Genomic DNA, 580 nt, shown 5'->3' with positions numbered 1-580 from the left:
GCTTCGAGGAGAGCGTGAAGCTGAGCTTCGCCAACGGCTATGACATCGCCGGCGGCGCGAAGATGACCGTGAAGGGCGGGGCCATCGAGGGCAATATTGTCAACGCGGGCACCTTCGTTTTTGATATCGGTGCGGGCAAGGCGCTTGCCTACAGGGACACGATGTCCGGCGGTGGCAAGGTCTTCAAGGAGGGTGATGGCAAGATCCTCCTTTCAGGCGACCATTCCGGCGCCACCGGTCCCTTCACCCTGAACGGGGGCACGCTGGGCGGCGCCTTCACATGGGGTGGCGGGCTGATCTTGGGCAACAATGGCACCACCGTGGCGCCGGGCACCTCCGACACGGTCGGTACCCTGTCGGTCAATCGCTTCAACACGAACGGCAAGACGTTCACCCTCGAGGTCCGGGTCATGGCCGATCGCAGCGACCTCCTGGAGGTCCGAAAGGGTGATGTGAGCGTCCCGGACGGCTCCACCCTGAAGGTGGTGAAGGCCATCGGAAGCGGCTGGGCGTCGGAAAAGATCTACACGGTCCTGGTGGCCCGGGAGAACGGGAAGAAGGTCGAGGGCACCTTCAAACA

Annotated in this window: 1 protein-coding gene; it reads left to right on the top strand. The window is 63.4% G+C overall.

Going from position 1 to position 580, the window contains the following annotated elements; genetic code table 11:
- Nucleotides 1–14 precede the first annotated feature (14 nt).
- The coding region (locus IHV25_RS10240) for a hypothetical protein (RefSeq protein WP_197975038.1) at nt 15–580 on the top strand (566 nt) is incomplete at its 3' end.

The organism is Phaeovibrio sulfidiphilus (assembly GCF_014861485.1).
GTDB classification, from domain to species: Bacteria; Pseudomonadota; Alphaproteobacteria; order Rhodospirillales; family Rhodospirillaceae; genus Phaeovibrio; species Phaeovibrio sulfidiphilus.
Note: the sequence above shows the minus strand (reverse complement) of the source record. Positions and strands in the feature narration are given on the sequence as shown.